At 72.1% G+C, this 19,977-nt stretch carries 16 protein-coding genes; 10 read left to right on the top strand and 6 right to left on the bottom strand.

Annotated elements, in window-relative coordinates:
- Positions 1-194 precede the first annotated feature (194 nt).
- The 8 genes from CLV34_RS15350 to CLV34_RS15315 all read left to right on the top strand — a co-directional run bounded on the left by CLV34_RS15350 (position 195) and on the right by CLV34_RS15315 (position 9,503).
- A complete protein-coding gene (locus tag CLV34_RS15350) occupies positions 195-1,142 on the top strand; it encodes a carbohydrate ABC transporter permease (protein WP_100351194.1) in 948 nt (315 codons plus the stop codon).
- A 13-nt stretch (positions 1,143-1,155) separates the two neighbouring features.
- Positions 1,156-2,076: a carbohydrate ABC transporter permease gene (locus CLV34_RS15345; RefSeq protein WP_100351193.1), complete on the top strand. Its 921-nt coding sequence runs from the start codon at positions 1,156-1,158 to the stop codon at positions 2,074-2,076.
- A 93-nt stretch (positions 2,077-2,169) separates the two neighbouring features.
- Complete coding sequence (locus CLV34_RS15340; protein ID WP_100351192.1) at positions 2,170-3,492, top strand: ABC transporter substrate-binding protein; 1,323 nt, start codon at positions 2,170-2,172, stop codon at positions 3,490-3,492.
- 91 nt (positions 3,493-3,583) lie between these two features.
- On the top strand, positions 3,584-4,348 hold the full coding sequence (gene kduD / locus CLV34_RS15335) for a 2-dehydro-3-deoxy-D-gluconate 5-dehydrogenase KduD (RefSeq protein WP_100351191.1): 765 nt from the start codon (positions 3,584-3,586) through the stop codon (positions 4,346-4,348).
- 88 nt (positions 4,349-4,436) lie between these two features.
- A complete protein-coding gene (kduI, locus tag CLV34_RS15330) occupies positions 4,437-5,273 on the top strand; it encodes a 5-dehydro-4-deoxy-D-glucuronate isomerase (RefSeq protein WP_100351190.1) in 837 nt (278 codons plus the stop codon).
- A gap of 5 nt (positions 5,274-5,278) precedes the next feature.
- Positions 5,279-6,415 carry a glycoside hydrolase family 88/105 protein gene (locus CLV34_RS15325; protein ID WP_245859290.1) on the top strand — a complete coding sequence of 379 codons (1,137 nt, stop codon included), beginning with the start codon at positions 5,279-5,281 and terminating at the stop codon, positions 6,413-6,415.
- Between the two features lie 116 nt (positions 6,416-6,531).
- Positions 6,532-7,998: a glucuronate isomerase gene (gene uxaC, locus CLV34_RS15320; protein ID WP_100351189.1), complete on the top strand. Its 1,467-nt coding sequence runs from the start codon at positions 6,532-6,534 to the stop codon at positions 7,996-7,998.
- 5 nt (positions 7,999-8,003) lie between these two features.
- Positions 8,004-9,503, top strand: a complete 1,500-nt coding sequence (locus CLV34_RS15315; protein WP_157803881.1) for a tagaturonate reductase — start codon at positions 8,004-8,006, stop codon at positions 9,501-9,503.
- Positions 9,504-9,513: 10 nt separating this feature from the next.
- On the opposite strand, the gene CLV34_RS15310 is transcribed toward CLV34_RS15315, so the two are convergent.
- The 4 genes from CLV34_RS15310 to CLV34_RS17130 all read right to left on the bottom strand — a co-directional run bounded on the left by CLV34_RS15310 (position 9,514) and on the right by CLV34_RS17130 (position 15,605).
- Positions 9,514-11,274, bottom strand: coding sequence for a SpoIIE family protein phosphatase (locus tag CLV34_RS15310; protein ID WP_100351187.1), 1,761 nt, complete (start codon positions 11,272-11,274; stop codon positions 9,514-9,516).
- Between the two features lie 33 nt (positions 11,275-11,307).
- Positions 11,308-12,348 carry a Gfo/Idh/MocA family protein gene (locus CLV34_RS15305; RefSeq protein WP_100351186.1) on the bottom strand — a complete coding sequence of 347 codons (1,041 nt, stop codon included), beginning with the start codon at positions 12,346-12,348 and terminating at the stop codon, positions 11,308-11,310.
- 97 nt (positions 12,349-12,445) lie between these two features.
- The gene (locus tag CLV34_RS15300) at positions 12,446-14,206 is read right to left on the bottom strand and encodes an alpha-glucosidase (RefSeq protein ID WP_100351185.1); all 1,761 of its coding nucleotides are present in this window, start codon (positions 14,204-14,206) and stop codon (positions 12,446-12,448) included.
- 64 nt (positions 14,207-14,270) lie between these two features.
- Entirely contained in the window at positions 14,271-15,605 is a 1,335-nt protein-coding gene (locus CLV34_RS17130) for an MFS transporter (protein ID WP_245859289.1), read from the bottom strand.
- Between the two features lie 109 nt (positions 15,606-15,714).
- Here CLV34_RS17130 and CLV34_RS17240 point away from each other — a divergent pair, with 109 nt between their 5' ends.
- Positions 15,715-16,314, top strand: coding sequence for a TetR/AcrR family transcriptional regulator (locus tag CLV34_RS17240; RefSeq protein ID WP_100351184.1), 600 nt, complete (start codon positions 15,715-15,717; stop codon positions 16,312-16,314).
- 16 nt (positions 16,315-16,330) lie between these two features.
- On the opposite strand, the gene CLV34_RS15285 is transcribed toward CLV34_RS17240, so the two are convergent.
- Positions 16,331-17,335, bottom strand: a complete 1,005-nt coding sequence (locus CLV34_RS15285) for a magnesium and cobalt transport protein CorA (RefSeq protein WP_100351183.1) — start codon at positions 17,333-17,335, stop codon at positions 16,331-16,333.
- A 136-nt stretch (positions 17,336-17,471) separates the two neighbouring features.
- Between CLV34_RS15285 and CLV34_RS15280 the strand changes: the two genes are divergently transcribed.
- Positions 17,472-18,308 (top strand): MBL fold metallo-hydrolase, encoded by an 837-nt coding sequence (locus CLV34_RS15280; protein WP_100351182.1) that lies wholly within the window; start codon positions 17,472-17,474, stop codon positions 18,306-18,308.
- Positions 18,309-18,393: 85 nt separating this feature from the next.
- Here the strand turns inward: CLV34_RS15280 and CLV34_RS15275 are convergent, their stop codons facing one another.
- Entirely contained in the window at positions 18,394-19,695 is a 1,302-nt protein-coding gene (locus CLV34_RS15275; RefSeq protein WP_100351181.1) for a carbohydrate-binding protein, read from the bottom strand.
- Positions 19,696-19,977: the final 282 nt, after the last annotated feature.

Raw genomic sequence — 19,977 nt, 5'->3', positions numbered from 1 at the left:
GCACTGTGGCCGACTCTGTCACGACCCCGCACCGCAGGTCAGCCGCGTCCCAGCAGCCTTTCGTGCCCGACCGCCGTGGGACCGTTCCCAAATTGATGCTTGCCCTCTCGTCGCGAGGGCGCTACCTTCTAGCAACCGGTTACTGACGACCGGGGCCACGACGCCGTGGACCATGCCTGACGAGGAAGTGAGACATGTCAGCGATCACCGAGCTGCGGTCGATGAAGCGGAAGCGGGGCACCCCGGCGACCAAGACGTCGACCAACCTGCGCCGGTCCGACGGGAAGGCCGCCGCCGTCTTCCTCGCCCCCTGGTTCCTCGGGCTCGTGACGGTGACGCTGTTCCCGCTCGTCGCGTCGCTCTACCTCTCGTTCACGAAGTACGACCTGCTCAGCTCACCCCAGTGGGTCGGCTTCCAGAACTTCGTCGACCTGTTCCACGACGAGCGGATCTGGCAGTCCCTCAAGGTCACGATGCTCTACGTCGTCACCAGCGTCCCGCTCCAGCTCGGGGTCGCGCTGCTCGTCGCCGTCCTGCTCAACCAGGGCATGAAGGGGCTCGCGTTCTACCGCTCCGTGATCTACCTGCCGTCGCTCATGGGCGGCTCGGTCGCGATCGCGATCTTGTGGCGGGAGATCTTCGGCGAGGAGGGGCTGCTCAACAAGTTCCTCGCCCTGTTCGGCATCCACGGCACCGGCTGGGTCTCCAACCCCGACACCGCGCTGTGGACCATCGTCCTGCTGCACGTGTGGACGTTCGGGTCGCCGATGATCATCTTCCTCGCCGGCCTGCGGCAGATCCCCGACATGTACTACGAGGCGTCCCAGCTCGACGGCGCGTCCCGGTGGCGCCAGTTCCGGTCGATCACGCTCCCGCTGCTGAGCCCGATCATCTTCTTCAACCTCGTCATGCAGGTCATCACGGCGTTCCAGGCGTTCACCCAGGCCTACGTCGTGTCCGGAGGCACGGGCGGCCCGTCCGACTCGACGCTCTTCTACACGCTCTACCTCTACCAGGAGGGCTTCTCGAACCTGCACATGGGCTACGCGTCCGCGATGGCGTGGGTCCTCGTCCTCATCATTCTCGCCCTCACCGGCCTGAACTTCTGGCTCTCGAAGTTCTGGGTCTTCTACGGGGACTGAAAGGAAATCCGTGATGGCGACGCCAACACTCACCCCCACCGACCTCGGCACCCGGATCTCCACGCTCGCCGAGGCCGCTCCCGAGAAGCACCGCCGCGGCCTGTGGCGCAGCCGGACGACGTCCGTCCTGCGGCACACCGTCGTGATCATCGCGTGCCTGCTGATGATCTACCCGCTGCTCTGGATGCTCGGCAGCTCCTTCAAGCCCACCGAGGAGATCTTCCGGGACCTCTCGATCGTCCCGCGGCACTGGGACTTCTCGAACTACTCGACCGGCTGGAACTCGCTGACCTACCAGTTCGGCAAGTACATGCTGAACTCCGCGGCGATCGTCATGGGCTGCCTGCTCGGCAACCTCGTCAGCTGCTCCATGGCGGCCTACGCGTTCGCCCGGCTCCAGTTCCGCGGCCGACGCATCTGGTTCGCCGTCATGCTCGTCACGATCATGCTGCCGATCCACGTGATCATCGTCCCGAGGTACGTGATGTTCCAGCACCTCGGCTGGGTCAACACGTTCCTGCCGCTCATCGTGCCGAGCCTGCTCGCCACGGACGCGTTCTTCATCTTCCTCATGGTGCAGTTCTTCCGCGGCATCCCCATGGAGCTCGAGGAGGCCGCGCGCCTCGACGGCTGCGGCCACGCCCGGATCTTCCTCCAGGTCATGCTGCCGCTGTCCGTGCCGGCCCTCGCCACCACCGCGATCTTCACGTTCATCTGGACGTGGAACGACTTCTTCAGCCAGCTCGTCTTCCTCACGTCCGACGACGTCAAGTCCGCGCCGCTCGCGCTGCGCATGTTCCTCGACTCGTCGTCCGGCAGCTCGTGGGGACCCATGTTCGCCATGTCGGTCGTCACGATCATCCCGATCTTCCTCATCTTCCTGTTCGGGCAGAAGTACCTCGTCCGAGGCATCGCCACGACAGGGATCAAGTAGGCCCAGCAAGTCCGAACCGTCCACCAGCCGACGACAACGACGTCGGGAGGCCGCCCCCGTGCGGTCCCGAACAGCCAAGGAGACACCACGACCATGTCCATCTCGACCAGCCGCCGCGCACGCAGCGTCGGCCTCCTCACGGTCCTCGCACTCGCTGCGACCGGCCTCGCCGGCTGCGCCGCGACCCACGACAACGGCAGCTCCGGCGGGGGCGGCGGTGACAAGGTCACCATCAAGTTCGCCTGGTGGGGCTCCGACTCGCGCGTCGAGTCGACCCAGAAGATCATCGACGCCTTCGAGGCGTCGCACTCGAACATCCACGTCGAGCCGGTCTCGATGACCTGGGACGACTACTTCGAGAAGCTCAACGTCATGGCCGCCGGCGACGACATGCCCGACGTCGTGACGCAGGACGACCGCTACCTCACCGAGTACGCGAGCCGTGGCCTGCTCGCCGACCTCGCGTCCACGGACGTCGACACCAGCAAGATCGACCAGTCGGTGCTCGACGTCGGCACGATCGACGGCAAGCTGTACGGCATCGCGAGCGGCATCAACGTGCACGCCGTGGTCGCCGACCCCGAGGCGTTCAAGGCCGCCGACGTCGCCATGCCGGACGACACCACCTGGACGTGGGACGACTACTCGCGCATCGCCGCCGAGGTCACCAAGAAGTCGGGCGGCAAGGTCTACGGCGTCCAGAACTACAGCTTCATCGAGCCGGTGCTCGAGGTGTACGCCCGCCAGCACGGCGAGGAGATGTTCACCCCGGACGGCAAGATCGGCGTCTCGCAGGACACCGTCGCGTCCTGGTTCCAGCGCTCGGTCGACCAGATCAAGTCCAAGGCGGAGCCGTCCGCGTCGAAGGCCACCGAGGTCCAGGGCGCGGGCGTCGACGGCTCGCTCCCCGCGACCGGCAAGGGCGCCATGGCGTGGTTCTGGTCGAACCAGCTCTCGGCCCTGGAGAAGGACTCCGGCCACTCGCTCACGCTGCTCCGTGCACCCGGCGACCACGACTTCTCCCGCACCGGTGAGTACATCCGTGCCGCGATGTACTACTCGGTCTCCGCGAAGTCGAAGCACCCCAAGGAGGCCGCGGAGCTCGTCGACTTCATGCTGAACTCGCAGGAGGCCGGTGACATCAACCTCACCGACCGCGGCCTGCCGTCCAACCTCGACGTGCGCACCGCGATCCTGCCCAAGCTCGGTGACGCCGACAAGACGAGCGCGAAGTTCATCGAGGACCTCACGAACGACAAGGTCGTCGTCGACTCCAAGCCCGTCCCGCCGAAGGGCTCGGGCGAGGTCTCGGACATCACGGGCCGCATCAACTCCGACGTGATCTTCGGCAAGAAGTCGCCGCAGGACGCAGCGAAGGCCTGGATCGACCAGGTCAACAAGGCCATCGGCCAGTAGCGCCGTGCCGGCGTCGGTGGGGCGGGCGCGCCCCACCGACGGCCGCCCACCCCACCAGCCCCGCACCCGCTCCCGGAGAAGGAGACCCACCATGCCCGCCGACCTGTTCCGCCTCGACGGACGCGTCGCGCTCGTCACCGGTGCGTCGCGCGGGCTCGGCGCCGGCCTCGCCCGCGCACTCGCCGACGCGGGTGCTGACGTCGTGTGCGTCCAACGCTCGGACGACCCCACGACGCTCGACGCGGTCCGTGCCGCGGGCCGCCGCGCCCACCTCGTCACGGCGGACCTCGCGACCGCCACCCCCACCGAGCTCGAGGCCGTCGTCGACGACGCCGTGACCGCCCTCGGCCGGCTCGACGTCCTGGTCAACAACGCGGGCACGATCCGCCGGGCCCCGGCTGCCGAGCACCCCACCGCCTGGTGGGACGAGGTCGTCGCGGTCAACCTCGACGCCGTGTGGCACCTGTCCCAGGCCGCGGGCCGCCACATGCTGGCGCGCGGCTCCGGCAAGATCCTGAACATCGCCTCGATGCTGAGCTTCCAGGGCGGCATCACGGTCCCCGGGTACGCCGCGTCGAAGCACGCCGTCCTCGGGCTCACGCGGGCCCTCGCGAACGAGTGGGCGGCTCGCGGCGTCAACGTCAACGCGATCGCACCCGGCTACATGGCGACTGACAACACCGCCGCACTGCGCGACGACGCGGACCGCGCCGACGCGATCAGCGCCCGCATCCCCGCCGGACGGTGGGGCACGCCCGACGACCTCGCGGGCGCCGCCGTCTTCCTCGCCTCCGACGCGTCGGCGTACGTGCACGGTGCCGTGATCCCCGTCGACGGCGGCTGGCTCGTCCGCTGACGAGGGGCGCACGCCCGTGCCGCACGGCCGCACCCCCTTTCCGCGAGAGCACCCGACCCACCCCATGAACCAGAGCTGGAGACCCCTGATGGAGCAGCGCTACGCGACCCACCCCGCCCAGGTCCCGGGCATGGACACCGCGGCCCTGCGCGACACCTACCTCGTCGAGCGGGTGTTCGTGCCCGGCGAGGTCACGCTCGTGTACACGCACCACGACCGCATCGTCCTCGGCGGTGCGGTCCCCGCGGGCGCCGAGCTCGCACTGCCCGTCCCGCCCGAGCTGCGGTCCGAGTACCTGCTCGAGCGCCGCGAGGTCGGCATCGTGAACGTCGGCGGGCCGGCCCGCGTCGTCGCGGACGGCGAGACGTACCTCCTGCCGAACGGCGCCTGCCTGTACCTCGGTCGCGGCACCCGGGACGTCGTCCTGAGCGACGACCCCGAAGGGACCGGGCCGGGCGCCCAGCTCTACCTGTTCTCCGCCCCCGCGCACACGACGTTCCCGAACGCGCTCGTGCTGCCCGGCGAGGGCACGGTCCGCGAGCTCGGCGACCAGCTCACGAGCAACCGCCGCACGCTGCACCAGTACATCCACGAGAACGGCGTGCGGTCCTGCCAGGTCGTCATGGGCGTGACCGAGCTGCACCCCGGCTCGATGTGGAACACCATGCCGGCGCACACGCACGACCGGCGCACCGAGTGCTACCTGTACTTCGACGTCCCCGAGGACGCCCGCGTCGTCCACCTGTGCGGCGAGCCGACCGAGACGCGGCACCTCGTCGTCGCCGACCGGCAGGCCGTCATCTCGCCGTCGTGGTCGGTGCACTCGGGCGTCGGGACGTCGTCCTACCGGTTCGTGTGGGCCATGGCGGGCGAGAACCAGCGCTTCGACGACATGGACGTCGTGCCCGCGACCGAGGTCCGGTGACCCCGGTGACCACGGACTGGCCCGCGTACGGCGACGCGACGACCGACTGGGCACGCCTCGGCGCGGACACCGTGCTGGCACGCGAGCCCCTCATGAACCCGCACGACAAGTGGGAGTACGAGGACGGCCTGATGCTCGACGGCGTGCACGCCGTGCACCGCCTCACCGGCGACCCCCGGTACTTCGAGTACGTCCGGCACAACATCGACCACTTCGTGCAGCCCGACGGCACGATCCGCGCGTACCGCGCCGACGAGCTCAACCTCGACCACGTCAACAACGGCAAGGCCGTCCTCGACCTGTGGGACGCCACCGGCGACGAGCGGTACCGCCGCGCCGCCGACCTGCTGTTCGCGCAGCTGCAGCGACAGCCCCGGCTCAGCACGGGCACGTTCTGGCACAAGGCGATCTACCCGCACCAGACGTGGCTCGACGGCCTGTACATGGCGTCCGTGTTCTACGCGCGGTACTGCGCGACGTTCGACCGCGCCGACCTGTTCGACGACGTCGCGCTCCAGTTCACGACCGCGTACGACCTGACCCTCGACCCCGCGTCCGGCCTGTGCCACCACGCGTACGACGAGTCCCGGTCGATGCCGTGGGCCGACCCCGTCACCGGACGCTCGCCGCACGTGTGGCTGCGCGCGCTCGGGTGGTTCGTCATGGCCATGACCGACGTCCTCGAGCACCTGCCCGCGGACCTCGCGGCACGCGCCACGATCGAGGGCAACCTCCGCGCGCTGCTCGAGGCGCTGCGGGGCGTCGCGGACGAGCGCACCGGTCTCTGGTACCAGGTGCCCGACCAGGGCGACCGACCGCTCAACTACCTCGAGTCGTCCGGGTCGTTCATGGTCCTCGCGGCGGTCGCGAAGGGTCTGCGGCTCGGCTACCTCGACGACGACGCCTGGTCGCAGCACCTCGACCGGGCCGCCGAGTCCTCGGCGCGCGAGTTCCTGTCCGTCACGGCGCGGGGCTGGGTCACGGTCAACAAGGTCTGCCAGGTCGCGGGGCTCGGGGGTCCCTCCGGGCGCGACGGCTCGTACGCCTACTACATGAGCGAGCCGATCGTCGCCGACGACCACAAGGGCGTCGGCCCGTTCCTCCTCCTCGCCGCCGAGCGGGGGCGCGCTGCGAGCGGCTGACCCCGACCGGGCGCACCCGGCCGGCCGGACCCGTCCGCCTGCCTCCGCCCCCTCCACCCGCCCGCCGCCGCGACGCCGCGGCGCCGCACCGTCCTTGAACTCCCCCGGAGCCACCCATGAGCACCATCGCCCGCACCCCGACCGACGACGCCACCCGTGCCGACCGGACCTGGACCCTCGACCCCGACCGGGCCCTGCCCGCCGACCCCGCCGTGCGCCCGATCGCCCGCGAGATCTACGCGGAGACGAAGGCCCTCCCCCTCGTGTCGATGCACGGCCACGTGCCCGTCGAGTGGTTCGCCGAGGACCGGCCGTTCCCGAACCCCGCCGACCTGATCGTCGTGCCCGACCACTACCTCGTGCGCATGCTGGTCTCGCAGGGCGTCCCGAACGAGCTGCTCGGCGTCCCCGCCGCGCCCGGCTCGGGCGTCGTCGCCGAGACCGACCCGCGCGCGATCTGGCGTCGGTTCTGCGCCGGCTGGAAGCACTTCCGCGGCACCGCGACCCGGTTCTGGCTGGAGACCGAGCTCGTCGAGATCTTCGGCGTCACGCTGCGCCCCGCCGAGGACACCGCGGACGCGATCTTCGACCAGGTGGCTCGCGCCATCGCGGACGACGCGTTCCGTCCGCGCGCGCTCCTCGACCGGTTCGACATCGAGGTCCTCGCGACGACCGACCCGGCCTGGTCGACGCTCGAGCACCACGCCGCGCTCGCCGCGGACGGCTACGGCGACCGCGTCGTCCCGACGTTCCGCCCCGACCCGGTCGTGCTGCTCGACAGTGCGACGTGGGGGCAGGACGTCGAGCGCCTCGGCGAGGCCGCCGGCGAGGACGTGTCGTCGTACCGCGGGTACCTCGCGGCCCTGCGCACGCAGCGCCTGCGGTTCAAGGCCGCGGGCGCGCGCGCCACGGACCACGGCCACCTCGCGACCGACACCACGCCGCTGACGGACGCCGAGGCAGCCGGGATCTACGGAGCGGCCCTCGCCGGGACCCTGGGGCCGGGCGACGCCGACGCGTTCGCGGGCCACATGCTGTTCCAGATGGCCGCCATGTCCGCCGAGGACGGGCTCGTCATGCAGCTCCACCCGGGCGTCCTGCGGGACCACGACCGTGGTCGGCACGCGGTGTTCGGCCCGGACACGGGCTTCGACATCCCCGTCGTCACCGAGTACACCCGGGCGCTGCGCCCGATGCTCGAGGCGTTCGGGCACCACGCCGGGTTCCGGGTCGTGCTGTTCACCGTGGACGAGGACGCGTTCTCGCGCGAGCTCGCGCCCCTGGCGGGCGTGTACCCGTCGGTGCGGCTGGGCGCGCCGTGGTGGTTCCTCGACGCGCCCGACGCGATGCGCCGGTTCCGGGAGGCGGTCACGGAGACCGCGGGCTTCTCGAACATGTCGGGGTTCGTCGACGACACGCGGGCGTTCTGCTCGATCCCCGCGCGCCACGACCTGGCCCGCCGCGTCGACGCCGGGTACCTCGCACGGCTGGTCGCCGAGCACCGCCTCGACCTCGACGAGGCCCTCGACACGGCCGTCGACCTGGCCTACCGCCTGCCGCTCGCGGCGTACGCGACGCGGTGAACGCCGTGGCCGACACCACGACGCTCCTCCCCCTCGACGCGAGCACGGTCGCCAAGCCCGACCTGCCCGTGCGCATCCTGCAGTTCGGCGGCGGCCGGTTCCTGCGGGCCTTCGCGGACCAGATGGTGCAGCGCGCCAACGAGGCCGGCGTCCTGCACGCCGGGATCGCGATCGTCCAGGCGACCGACGCTCCCGACCGTGCCGCGAGCGCACTCCAGGCCCAGGACGGGCTCTACCACGTCGTCCTCGAGGGGGTCCGTGACGACCGGCCGGTGCGTGAGGTCACCCGGGTCGAGTGCGTGCGGGCGGTCGTGCGGGCGCACGGCGAGTTCGACCGGTACCGCGAGCTGTACCTCGACCCGGACGTGCGCGTCGTCGTGTCGAACACGACGGAGGCCGGGATCGTCTGGGTGGAGGACGACGACCTCGCCGCCCGGCCGCCGGCGTCGTTCCCGGCGAAGGTCGCGGCGCTGCTGCACGACCGGTTCCGGCACTTCGACGGCGACCCCGCCGCGGGACTGGCGTTCGTGTGCTGCGAGCTCATCGAGGACAACGCGACCACCCTGCGCGCGTACGTCCTGCGGCACGCGGCGGACGCCGCCCTGGGCGAGGACTTCGCCGCCTGGGTCCGCACCGCCTGCACCTTCCACGACTCGCTCGTCGACCGGATCGTGCCCGGCTTCCCGCGCGACGAGATCGACGCGATCCAGGCCGAGCTCGGCTTCGCCGACGAGGACGTCGTGAAGGGCGAGCTGTACGGGCAGTGGGTCATCGGCGGCGACCCCGTGATCCGGGACCTCCTGCCGCTCGACCGCGCCGGGCTGCCCGTCGTGTTCCTGCCCGACGTGCGGCCGTTCCGCGACACGAAGGTGCGGATCCTCAACGGTCAGCACTCGGCGCTCGCCCCCGTCGGGCTGCTGCTGGGCTGCGAGTCCGTCGGCGAGACCGTGGCGCGACCCGAGGTGGCCGCGTTCCTCGACCGGCTGCTGCGGACCGAGATCCTGCCGACCGTCCCGGGCGACCCGGCGGCCGCCGAGGCGTTCGCCGCCGAGATCGCCGAACGGTTCACCAACCCGTTCCTGCACCACCGGCTGTCCGACATCATGCTCAACGCGTCGTCCAAGTGGGCGGCGCGCAACCTCCCGGTGCTGCTGGACGCGTGGGGCGCGGGGCGGGAGGCACCGCTCACGACGTTCGGGCTCGCGGCGATCCTCGTCGTGCTCGGCGGGGGCGGCCGGTACCCCGCGGGTCAGGTGATCGTGCGCGACGACCCGGACGTCCTCGCGGCCGTCCGCGACGCTCTCGCGGCCGACGACCTCGTGGTCGGGGTCCGACGGGTCGTGGACGTCACCGGCTGGTTCCCCGCCGCGGACGACGACCGGGCCGAGCGCCTCGCCCGTGCCGTCGCGCAGCAGGTCGCGCGGGTGCTGGAAGCGGGGGCGGCGACGGCGCTCGGGGACCTGCTCGCCGTGCCGGCCGTCCCGACGGACGGCCGGGTCGCCTGAGCCCGGGGAGTCAGAGACCTTCGACGTGAACCGTGAGGACGGCCACGTCGTCCTCGTGCAGGTCTCCGACAGACATCGCGTCGACGAGCGCACGGGGTGTCACGTGGTCCAGGTCGGCGAGCCGCTCGGCGAGCCGGTCGAGCCCGACCTGGAGGCGCTCGCCGCGCCGTTCGACGAGCCCGTCGGTGTAGAGCACGAGGGTGTCGCCGGGGCCGAGGCGCGTCTCGTGGTTGCGCCGCGGCAGGTCGGGTGCGACGCCGAGGATCAGGCCGTGCACCCCGATGAGCCGTTCGACGCGCCCGTCCGCACGCCGGACGAACGCGGGCGGGTGCCCGGCGCTCGACCAACGGACCTTGCGGAAGCCGTCCTCGCCCGGCGGTTCGACGTAGGCGAGCAGCACGGAGGCGGTCGCCTCGATCCCGGTGCCGATGTTCGCCTCGTCGACGAGCTGGAGGGTGCCGGCGGGCGACTGCGCCTCGTCGGACCACAGGGACCCGCGCAGCAGCAGCCGCAGCTGGCCCATGAGGGCGGCGGCGTCGATGTCGTGGCCGGTGACGTCCCCGATGAGGACGGCCGTGCCGCCGCACTTGAGGATCAGCGCGTCGTACCAGTCGCCGCCGACCTGGTCGCCGGTGACGGCGGGGATGTACGCACCGTCGAGCGCGAGCCCCGCGGGGTCGGGCAGCTCGGTGAGCATCGCGGTCTGCAGGACGTGGGCGACGTCGTGCCGGTGCTGGAGCAGCCGGGCCCGTTCGAGCGCGAGCGCGGTGTACCCCGCCATGGTGGTGAGGAGCGCCCGGATGACCGCGTCGAACGGCCGGGGCTCGAGCCAGCGGAGCATGAGCACGCCGATCACGGCGTCGCGGGTGACGAGCGGGAGCAGGACGAGCGCACCGGGACCCCCGAGGCCGTCCATCCGGGGGAAGGACGCGGTGAGCTCGTCGGCGTCGGCGAAGTAGAGGGCCTCCCGGCGACGCACGCACTGCACCGACGGCCACTGGTCGTCGGTGTGCAGGTCGTCGGCCGACCACATGCTGCGGGGCATGTCGGGGACGTCGGCAGCGCGGACCCACTCGAGGAGCCGTCCGCGCCCGTCGGTCAGGGCGATCCCGGAGCGCGCGGCCCCGATCTTCTCGGCGGCGAGCTGCTGCGCGGTGTCGAGGACGTCGTCGACCGTCGTGGTCGCGGAGAGCGCCTCCGCGAGCGCGAGCTGGATGCTGGCGTGCCGGTGGCGCCGGTTGGCGTCCTCCTCGGCGGTGCGCGCGCGGCGCGTCTCCTCCTGGAGCCGCACCTGGACGGAGCACGCGTCGGCGAGGTCCGCGAGCGCCTGCAGGTCCCGCTCGGTCCAGTCGCGCGGCTCGTGGTCGATCGCGCAGAGCGACCCGACGGTCCTGCCCTCGGTGTCGCGGACGGGGTAGCCGGCGTAGGCGACGACGTCGGCGTCGCGGGCGGCGGGGAGGTCGCGCAGGTCCGGCTGCTCGCGCGCGTCCGCGACGACGAGCGGCTCGGCGGTGCCGATGACGTGCTGGCACAGCGTGTCGGTGGTCGGCATGCTGGCTGTGTGCTCCCAGGGGCCGCTGCCCACCGCGCCGGGGAACGTGAGGCAGCCGTCGCCGGTCGACATCGAGACGAGCGCGACGGGGACGTCGAGCGTGACGGCGACGAGCCGTGCGAAGCGTTCGAATGCGGGGTCGGGCGAGGCGTCCGCCGGTCGAGCCGGTGGGTCGGTGGCCGGGCTGAGCGTGCGGGCCCCCGTCTGCACGTCGGTCATCGCTGCATCATGGCAGGTTCTGGGACATCTGTGTCAGATCTCGACCCGCCGACCTTCCCGGGCCGACACCCGGGCCGCGTCGAGGACCTGCGCCGTGCGGACGGCGTCACGCGGGTCGACGGGCACGGGGGCGTCGCCCGCGAGCCAGTCCGCGACCGCACGGTAGAAGTCCGCGTGGCCGCCCTGCGCCTGCGGGACGGGGGTGCGCTCGCGCCCGTGGGTGAGCCAGCCGAGCGTGCCCTCGGGGGCGTCGGCGTCGAACACCTCGAACGGTGAGGCGTCCTGCTCGAACGTCGTGACGACGTAGGCGCCGCGCGTCCCGAGCACCCGGGTGCGCGGCCCCGGGGCGCCCACGACGGACGCCGCCCACAGCCGGCTCGTCACACCGCCCACCCCCGAGCCGGACCCGGCGGGCGCGGCATGGTGCAGCGTGAGGAACACGTCGTCCTCGGTCGGGGTGGTCAGGGCGCGCAGCTCGGCGTACACCGACTCGACCGGCCCGAAGAGCTGGGTGGCCGAGTCGACCAGGTGCGGGCCGAGGTCGAGGAGCAGCCCGCCGCCCACGGGGTCGTTCTCCTTCCACCGCTGCATCGGCACGGGCCGCCACCGCTCCCACCGGCGGTCGAACGTGTGCACGTCACCGAGCTCGCCGCGCCCGAGCAGCGCGGCCAGCGTGAGCTGCTCCGGGTCCCAGCGGCGGTTCTGGAACACCGTGAACGGCGCGTGCGCCGCCTCGGCCGTCTCGACGATCTCCTGGGCGCTCGCGGCGTCCGTCGCGATCGGCTTGTCGAGGACGAACGGCACGCGCGCCCTCGCGACCGACTCGGCGTGCTCGACGTGCAGCCCGGACGGCGACGCCAGCACGATCACGTCGTACAGGCCCGTCTTGCCGAGCAGCGACGACAGCGAGTCGAACAGGGACGCGCCGGGCCAGTCGCCGGCCGCCTGCCCCCGGCGGACGGGGTCGCGCACGACGATCGCCGTGACGGTGTGGCCCGCCTCGCGGATCAGGCGACCGTGGATGCCGCGGCCGGAGCCGCCGTAGCCGACGAGGGCGAAGCGCAGGGAGGTCATGCCCCATCGTCACCCGGCGACGCGACGACGGGCGCGAGCGACGCGCGCGGTCCTCCGGGATCGGCCCGGGATCGGCGCAGGATCGGCGCCGGCAGCCTCAGCCCAGCACGACGGCTTCCCACGGGTCGAGGTCGATGCCGGGCTCCTCGTCGTCGCCCGGGCGGTCGAGGCCTGCACCCGCGAGCACGCCGCCCCCGACGATCGTCCCGGTCGCGTGGTGCTCGGTGTTCCCGAGGACGACGCGCATCCCACCGACGTCGAGGGGCGCGCGGCGCCGCTCGCCCGACAGGTTCGCGACGACGACGAGGCGCTCGCCGGCGAACGTGCGCTCGAAGGCGTAGAGGTACTCGTCGTCGGGCAGGAGCATCGTGAGGTCGCCGTGCGCGACGACCGGACGCTCGTGCCGGAGCGCGATGAGCCGCCGGTAGTGGTGGAACACGGAGCGCGGGTCGTCGTACTGCGCCTGCGCGTTGAGCCAGGTGTGGTTCGGGGCCACGGGCAGCCACGGTGTCCCGGTGGTGAAGCCCGCATGCTCGGTGCCGTCCCACTGGACGGGGGTGCGCGCGTTGTCACGACCCATGGCGCGGATGCCGTCGAGCACCCGCTCCGGCGTGAGGCCGCCGGGCGCCTCGCCCGCGACCGCCTCCGCGTACGCGTTGAGGGACTCGACGTCCTGGGCGTCGTCGATCGAGGCGTACGGCACGTTCGTCATGCCGAGCTCCTCGCCCTGGTACACGTACGGCGTGCCGCGGTGCAGGTGCAGCACGGTCGCGAGCGCCGTGGCGGACTCCCGCCAGTGCTCGCCGTCGTCGCCGAACCGCGACACCGCCCGGGGCTGGTCGTGGTTGTCCCAGTAGAGGGCGTTCCAGCCGACGGCCGCGAGCCCGTCCTGCCAGCGACCCAGCGACGCCCTGAGCGCGCGCAGGTCCAGGGGTACCGGGTCGAACTTGCCGCCCGGACCGTGGTCGAGACCCACGTGCTCGAACTGGAACACCATGTCGACCTCGCGGCGCGCCGGGTCCGTGTAGAGGACGGCGTCCTCGATCGTCACCCCCGGCATCTCGCCGACGGTGAGCAGGTCGCGGTCCGGGTAGCGGTCGAACACCTCCCGGCGCATCTCCTGGAGGTACTCGTGGCGCTTCGGCCCGAACCCGTAGACGAAGCCGTCCGCCTCGGGGCCCGTGAGGTCGATCGGCTTCGAGATGTTGTTGACGACGTCCATGCGGAACCCGTCGACGCCCCGCTCGACCCACCAGCGCATCATCGACCAGACCGCCTCGCGGACGTCGGGGTTCTCCCAGTTGAGGTCGGGCTGCTTGGTGTGGAACAGGCGCAGGTAGTACTCGCCCGTCGCCTCGTCCCAGGTCCACGCCGGGCCGGAGAAGTAGGAGCGCCAGCCGTTCGGCTCCGCGCCCGGCTCGCCGCCCACGTGCCCGGCCCGCGGCGGCCGCCACACGTACCAGTCGCGCTTGCTGGACGCGCTCGACGCTCTGCTCTGGACGAACCACGGGTGCTCGTCCGACGTGTGGTTCACCACGAGGTCCATCACGAGCTTCATGCCGCGCCGGTGCAGGTCCGCGATCAGGCCGTCGAGGTCGTCGAGGGACCCGAACAGGGGGTCGACGTCCTGGTAGTCGCTGATGTCGTACCCGTTGTCGGCCTGCGGCGACCGGTACGCGGGAGACAGCCAGACGACGTCCACGCCGAGGCGCTGCAGGTGGTCGAGGCGGCGCCGGATCCCGGGGATGTCGCCGATCCCGTCGCCGTCGGAGTCCTGGAACGAACGCGGGTACACCTGGTAGACGACTGCGCTCTGCCACCACGGCGGGGTCGCCGCGTCCTTCACGGGACGCGTCACCGCGTTTGTCGGTCTGGTCGTCTCGGTCGTCGTCTCAGGGCTCACGCCCCCATTCCACCGGACCTCAGGCCTCCGCGCCGCACGGGACCGGGCAGCGCAGGGCACCGGCCGGGTCCCCGTCTTGCGCGGCGGTCGCTTCCGCGCGCGCGGTCCGGCGCGCCGCCCGTCCGTCGAGCGCGAGGGCGCCCGCAGCCACGACGGCGAGGACGATCGCGGCCGCGCCGTACTGGTAGGCGGTGTCGACGAGCCCGCCGCCGTGCACGACGAGCACTCCCGCGACGATCGCCGGGACACCCATCCCGACGTAGGCGACCACATAGAGCACGGCCAGGAGCCCGGCCCGCTCGTGGGCCTGCGCGAGCGGGACGACCAGCCGGATCGAGCCCTGAAAGCTCGATCCGAAACCGATCCCCGCCACGACCGTGCCCGCGAAGAAGAGCGGCAGCGACGACGTCGCGACCGCGACGAGGCTGAGCCCGACCCCGACCACCAGGGCAGGCATCGCGACGAGGAGCACGGTGCGCGGCGCGAGGTCGCGCAGGAGCCAGACGGCGACGGCGGCGCTGCCGGCGAGCGCGAACAGGGACGCACCCCCGGCGGCGGTGCTCGTCGAGCCCGAGAGCTCGTGCACGAGCGCCGGACCGAGGGCCCCGTAGAGCCCGGCGAGCGACCAGGCGGCGAGGAGCGCCGGCACGATGCCGACGAGCACGCGTCGCGCTGCGCGAGGAGCGCCGAGCCGCGGCCGGAGCGAGGCGACGGCACCGGGTCGGGTGCTCGCCAGCGTCTCTGCCATCAGCAGCAGCCCGACGGTCTGCAGGGCGAGGAGCACGCCGAGGACGTCGTAGACGAGGTGGGTGGGTTGCGGCAGGAACTGGACCAGGAGGCCCGAGCCGATGGCCCCGGTCGCGGTCCCCACGGGTGTCGCGACAGCGTTCGCGAAGGCCCCGCGCGTGCTCGACAGGTCGAGGAGGGCTGCCCCGACCGCGGCGGCCGCCGCTCCGGTCGCGAGGCCCTGGACGACCCGGGCCACGAGCAGGGCGTCGACACCCTGGGCCGTCGTGAACACGACCATCGCGGCGAGCTGCGCGAGTGCGGCGGCCACGAGGACGGGTCGTCGGCCGACGTGGTCCGAGAGGCGCCCGGCGACGAGGAGCGCGGCGAGGACAGCCAGGGCGTAGACGCCGAAGACGACGGTGGTGGTCAGGGGGGTGAAGCCCCACTCGGCCTGATAGGTCGCGTAGAGCGGGGTGGGCGCGCTGGCGGACGCGAGGAACACCACACCGAGCGACACGACGAGGCCGAACGCGAGCGCCGGGGGCAGGGTGCGACGGGTCGGCCTGCCGTGGGCGGGGTTGGCGGCGGCGACCGGGTCGGCAGGGGCGCGGAGCGTGGTGGTCACGGTTCCTCCTCGGGAGCAGCCCCCTGGCGGGGACGGTCCACACAGCCTGAGTAGACAGGTCTGTCTGATGCTGTCGACACTAGACAGACCTGTCTGTTAATGTCAACACATGGCCACCGCGACCCAGCCGTCGGCCCGTGAGCGTCTCCTCGCCGCCGCGGACGAGCTCTTCTACGCCGAAGGGATCCACGTCGTCGGCATCGACCGGATCATCGAGCGCGCGGGAGTCGCCAAGGCCTCGCTCTACACGACGTTCGGCAGCAAGGACGCCCTTGTCGGGGCCTACCTCGACCTGCGGCACGACCGGAGCAGGGCGCGCATCGAAGCCGCGGTGGCCCGGCAGACGGCGCCCCGCGCGCGCCTGCTCGCCCTCTACGACGCCCAGGCCGAGCTCTTCGCCCAGCCGACCTTCCGGGGGTGCGCGTTCGTCAACGCGAGCGCCGAGTCGGACGCGGGCGACGCGGCGGACGAGCGCACCCGCGCGCACCGCGACTGGCTCCGCACCTACCTCACCGGGCTCGCCCGCGAGGCCGGGGCCACGGACCCCGACGAGCTCGCCCGACAGCTCGTCGTGATCTACGACGGTGCGAACCTGTCGTACCGCCTCGACGGCAACCCTGCGGCCACGGAGCTCTCCCGGCGCAGCGGCGCCGCGCTCGTCGACGCCATGGTGCCACCGGCCCGTGCGGGCGGCGCCTCGTCCGCCTGACCGGCGACGACGGACCTCAGAGCCAGTCCTTCAGCTTGAACACCGTGTAGAGGCCGCCCGCCGTGACGAGCATCAGCAGGATCGCGAACGGGTAGCCCCAGTACCAGTCCAGCTCGGGCATGCGCGAGAAGTTCATGCCGTAGATCCCCGCGACCAGCGACGGCGTGAAGAGGATGGCCGCCCAGCCGGACGCCTGCTTCATCTGCTCGTTCTGCCGCAGAGCCGTCTCGTTCTGCCGGTTCCCGACGAGCGACGTGTGGACGTCGAGCGCGTTCGCGAGCACGGAGCGCAGGCCGTCGACGCGTTCGACGCCCGCCGCCACGTGGTCGGCGACGTCGCGCAGCGCGCGCTGGAGCTCGAGGTCCTCGTCGTGCCCCCGCCACCGGATCTCGAGCTGCCGCAGGATCCCGACGAGCGGCGCCATGGCCCGCTGCAGCGACATGACCTCGCGCGACAGGAAGTAGATGCGGCGGGCGAGCGCGTCGTCGCCTCCTTCGCCGCCGAAGAGGTGGTCCTCGATCTCGTCGACGTCGTTCTCCAGGCCGTCGAGCACGGGGGCGTACTCGTCGACGACCTGGTCGAGCAGGGCGTGCAGCACCGCGGACGGCCCCGCCGCGAGCCGGTCGGGGTCGGCCTCGAGGCCGCGCCGGACCTCGTCGAGCCGCGGCGTCTGCGAGCGGCGCACGGTCACGACGAAGTCGGTGCCCACGAACACGGCGAGCTCGCCGACCTCCACCTCCTCGACGTCGTCGAGGTACCGGGCCGGGCGCAGCACGAGGAACAGGGAGTCGCCGTACCGCTCGAGCTTGGACCGCTGGTGGCCGGTGAGGACGTCCTCGACGGCGAGCGGGTGCAGGCCGAGCTCCGCGGCGACCTCGTCGATCTCCTGGACGGTCGGCTGGTAGAACCCGAGCCACGCCATGGCGCCGTCGGCGCGCATCCGGTCGAACGTCACGTCGAGCGAGGCAGGGTCCTCGATGCGGCGCCCCTGGACGTACAGGGCGTTGTCGACGAGCGGCACGGCTCTCCTCCGAGGTCGCAGGGCAGGGCTCTCGCACTGTAGCCGTGGAACGCCCGGGAGACGCCCGGGACGACTGGGCCGGTGTCGGCGAGGGTGGCAGGCTGGGACGCGCACCCAGGACGCGAGAGGACACGACATGACGGACGACTTCTGGATCTGTGCGACGTGCGGCGTGGAGCACGCCGAGCGCCCCGACGTGTGCGCGGTCTGCGCCGACGAGCGCCAGTGGGTGCCGGAGGGCGGCCAACGCTGGACCACTCTCGACGAGCTCGCCGCCGCCGGGGCCCGTGTCGGGGTCGACGAGCTCGAGCCCGACCTGTTCGGCCTGGAGGTGCACGACCCGTCGGGCGGCCACGCCGTCGGCATCGGGCAGCGCGCGAAGGTCGTCCGGACCCCCGCCGGCCTGCTCCTGTGGGACCCCCTCGGCTACGTCGACGACGACGCGGTGGCCGCGGTGCGCGCGCTCGGCGAGGTCGTCGCGATCGCGGCCAGCCACCCGCACATGTTCGGCGTGCAGGTGGAGTGGAGCCGCCGGCTCGGCGGGGTGCCGGTGCTCGTCGCGGAGCCCGACCTGGGCTGGGTCGCCCGCCCGGACGACGCGGTGCGGCCGTGGTCGGGCGACCTCGAGGTGCTGCCCGGCGTGACGCTCACCCAGCCCGGCGGCCACTTCCCTGGCAGTGCCGTCGCGCACTGGGCCGAGGGCGCGGACGGTCGCGGCGTGCTCCTCGCGGGAGACACGATCATGGCGAACCCGGACCGCACGTCGGTGAGCTTCATGCGGTCGTACCCGAACCGGATCCCGCTGTCGGCCGCGGTGACGCTGCGCGTCGCCGCGCACGTCGGACGGTTCGCGTTCGACCGGCTCTACAACAACTTCGAGGGCGTGGTCACGGCGGACGCGGCGGCCGTCGTCCGCCGGTCGGCAGAGCGGCACGCCGCCTGGGTGCGCGGCGACTTCGACCACCTGACGTGAGCGGCGTACGGCCCCGCCCTCTGGCGCAGCGACGGGCCGCCCCCGGAGGGACGGCCCGTCGGTGCTGCTGGTGCGGTGCCCCGGCTCAGAGACCGAGGTCCGCGATGAAACGCTTGGTGTACGAGGCACCGGAGTCGCGGTCGAGCGACCAGAAGCGCACCCCGGCGAGACCGTTCGCCTTGGCGAACGACGACACGGTGTCGGCGTCGGCGAGCGAGAAGTTCTCACCGGCGACGTCGTTCGGGCCGTTCATCGGGCAGAGCTCGATCTTGCTGTAGGGGATGCCGAACGTGTGCTGCAGGTTCTTCGCCGCCTGGACCGCCGAGGCGCCCATGTCGCACTGGCCGCCCGACATGACGCACACCGCGGCGGACGGGCCCCCGTAGTCCATCGTCATGAGGTCGATCGTGTAGTTCGACAGGTTCGACGCCTTGATGGCGTTGACGACGGACGTGCCGAGCGAGTTGAGGCCGGCGTAGCTGCCGTCCGACGCGGCCCAGGTCGCGAGCGTGAAGGAGAACCGCAGCTTCGGGTACGCCGTCGAGGCCGACGCGGCCGCGTTGACCAGGTTGGTGATGTCGCTCGCCGACATGCCGTTCTCGATGTCGAAGTCGAGCCCGATCATGTGCGGGGTGGCGTAGCGGGCGATGAACTTCTGCAGGTCGGCGCCGGACCCGCACGTGAACGACCCGGCGGCACCGCCGGTCGACACGATGTAGTTCAGGCCGGCCTTGTCGAGGTTGCCGATGTTCGCGTCGATGAAGCTCTGCGCGTTGACCCCCGCCCAGCCCTCGTTGGTGCACGTCCCGGTCGCGAACGCGAGCGTGATCGAGCCCATCTTCGGGGCGACGTTCGAGAAGAAGCTGTTCGTCCCGACGAGCGGCTGCATCGAGCCGCCGGCGTTGGTGCGCAGGGTGTTCGTGTTCCAGTCCATCGAGACGGTGATGTCCTTGTACGGGCTGAACACGAAGCCCGACCCGACACCCGTGCCGCCGGTGCTCGTGGGGGTGCTCGTCGGCGTGCTGGTCGCCGTCGGCGTGCTCGTCTTCGTGGGGGTGGCCGTCGGCGTGGCCGTCTTCGTGGGCGTGGCCGTCGGCGTGCCGGTCCCGCCGGTGCACGCGCCCTGCGACGTCCAGGGCTTGCCGCTGCCGGAGGCACCGCTCTGGGTCGCAGGGTCGTCGCCCTGGGTCCACCAGTTGGCCTTGTAGTTGACGCCGTTCTCGCTGGCGGCCTGGCCGCCGGTGTAGACCGTGGAGGCGCTCCACGCCGCGGCGCAGGCCGTGGTCGTGGCGGCGTGCGCGGCGACCGCGGTCGCGAGGCCGCCGGTCAGCGCCAGGGCGCCGGCTGCGGCGACCGCGCCGAGGCGCGCATCGAGCCTGAGCTTCATCGTGACTCCTTGCTCCGGCCCGGTCGCGGGGGCGACCGGGCAGCAGGACGGGGCGACGCGCGAGGTCGAACCAGCGGACCGGTCGGCGTCCCGTCACGGCCCGCTGCCTTGCGGACCGCTGACGTCATGTTTCGTCCGGTTTCGGGGAGAGTTCAAGGACTCGCGCGGAAGTCTGTGGGCTACACGTATCTACCCACGCTTGCTTGCGGGAAAGGCGTAGGTACCGCAATGTGACGCAAGGTCACGCAACTTCTCGACAAATCAATGGAGATTCGATCTCGA

This window comes from Luteimicrobium subarcticum, assembly GCF_002798015.1.
Classification (GTDB): Bacteria; Actinomycetota; Actinomycetes; order Actinomycetales; family Cellulomonadaceae; genus Luteimicrobium; species Luteimicrobium subarcticum.
Note: the sequence above shows the minus strand (reverse complement) of the source record. Positions and strands in the feature narration are given on the sequence as shown.

Excerpts from the sequence above, each read along its gene's own strand:
- uxaC (WP_100351189.1), top strand. The coding sequence starts at position 6,532 with ATGAGCACCATCGCCCGCACCCCGACCGACGACGCCACCCGTGCCGAC.
- kduI (WP_100351190.1), top strand. The coding sequence starts at position 4,437 with ATGGAGCAGCGCTACGCGACCCACCCCGCCCAGGTCCCGGGCATGGAC.
- CLV34_RS15340 (WP_100351192.1), top strand. The coding sequence starts at position 2,170 with ATGTCCATCTCGACCAGCCGCCGCGCACGCAGCGTCGGCCTCCTCACG.
- CLV34_RS15275 (WP_100351181.1), bottom strand. The coding sequence starts at position 19,695 with ATGAAGCTCAGGCTCGATGCGCGCCTCGGCGCGGTCGCCGCAGCCGGC.
- CLV34_RS15345 (WP_100351193.1), top strand. The coding sequence starts at position 1,156 with ATGGCGACGCCAACACTCACCCCCACCGACCTCGGCACCCGGATCTCC.
- kduD (WP_100351191.1), top strand. The coding sequence starts at position 3,584 with ATGCCCGCCGACCTGTTCCGCCTCGACGGACGCGTCGCGCTCGTCACC.
- CLV34_RS17240 (WP_100351184.1), top strand. The coding sequence starts at position 15,715 with ATGGCCACCGCGACCCAGCCGTCGGCCCGTGAGCGTCTCCTCGCCGCC.
- CLV34_RS15310 (WP_100351187.1), bottom strand. The coding sequence starts at position 11,274 with ATGACCGACGTGCAGACGGGGGCCCGCACGCTCAGCCCGGCCACCGAC.
- CLV34_RS15280 (WP_100351182.1), top strand. The coding sequence starts at position 17,472 with ATGACGGACGACTTCTGGATCTGTGCGACGTGCGGCGTGGAGCACGCC.
- CLV34_RS15305 (WP_100351186.1), bottom strand. The coding sequence starts at position 12,348 with ATGACCTCCCTGCGCTTCGCCCTCGTCGGCTACGGCGGCTCCGGCCGC.
- CLV34_RS15350 (WP_100351194.1), top strand. The coding sequence starts at position 195 with ATGTCAGCGATCACCGAGCTGCGGTCGATGAAGCGGAAGCGGGGCACC.